At 34.7% G+C, this 1,086-nt stretch carries 1 protein-coding gene; it reads right to left on the reverse strand.

Annotation, left to right across the window (positions count from 1 at the left end; translation table 11 throughout):
• Positions 1-91: 91 nt before the first annotated feature.
• Positions 92-1,086: 2-hydroxyacid dehydrogenase (locus tag H1P_RS33645; RefSeq protein WP_144875860.1), on the reverse strand; the 995-nt coding region annotated here is incomplete at its 5' end.

The raw sequence follows: 1,086 nt of genomic DNA on the forward strand, positions 1-1,086 counted from the left end.
GCTTGTTGTTCGTTGCTGTGCCAAGAAAACGGTCAGTTTTTCAGAATAATGTTACTTTTTATTAGCAAAATTCCCTCTCAGCAAGCCCTACTTATTGAATAATCACTTGATTGTTACAAGTATGATTTTGTTCAATATTGGTAATATTAGATAGGGTAGTTTCAGCGATATTTTCTAAAGCATTACTTGTAAAAAATGCTTGATGTCCCGTAATAATTACATTGGGAAAAGTTAATAGTCTCTGAAAGATATCATCTTGAATAATTTCCCCTGATAAGTCTTCAAAAAAGATATTATCTTCTCGTTCGTAAACATCTAAAGCTAGATGGCCAATTCTCTTGGATTTTAAGCCTTTAATTATGGCTTTAGTATCGATTAAACCGCCTCTACTGGTATTAATTAACATTACTCCTGGTTTCATTTGAGAGATCGCATTTTCATCAATTAAGTGATAGTTATCATTGGTTAATGGACAATGGAGAGAGATAATATCAGATTGAGCTAGTAATTCTTCAAAAGCAACATATTTGCCATATTTTTCGCCAAATTCTTTATTGGGATAGGGGTCGTAAGCTAAAATCTGACAACCAAAACCGCGAAGAATTTCTCCAGTAATACGACCAATTTTTCCTGTACCAATAATACCAATAGTACGACTATGCAGATCGAAACCTAATAAACCATTAAGAGAAAAATTACCTTCTCTCACTCGATAAGAGGCTCGATGAATTTGACGATTTAGGGTGAGCATAAGAGCGATCGCGTATTCGGCTACAGCATAAGGAGAGTAGGCTGGTACTCTGACTAAAGTAATACCTAATTCTTTGGCAGTTTCCAAATCAACATTATCGTAACCAGCACAACGTAAAGCAATTAAATTTGTACCATTTTCTGCCAAACTCTGTAACACATTTTGATTAACAACATCATTGACAAACACGCAAATTGCAGGAAAACCTTGAGCTAAATTAACAGTTTGCTCATCTAAACGAGGAGTCAAAAAGCAGAGATCGTGATCGTAATTTTGATTGATTTTTTTAAGAAAATTGCGGTCGTAGGGCTTGGTATTAAATACAGCGACTTTCA

The sequence above is a fragment of the Hyella patelloides LEGE 07179 genome (genome assembly GCF_900659865.1).
GTDB lineage: Bacteria > Cyanobacteriota > Cyanobacteriia > Cyanobacteriales > Xenococcaceae > Hyella > Hyella patelloides.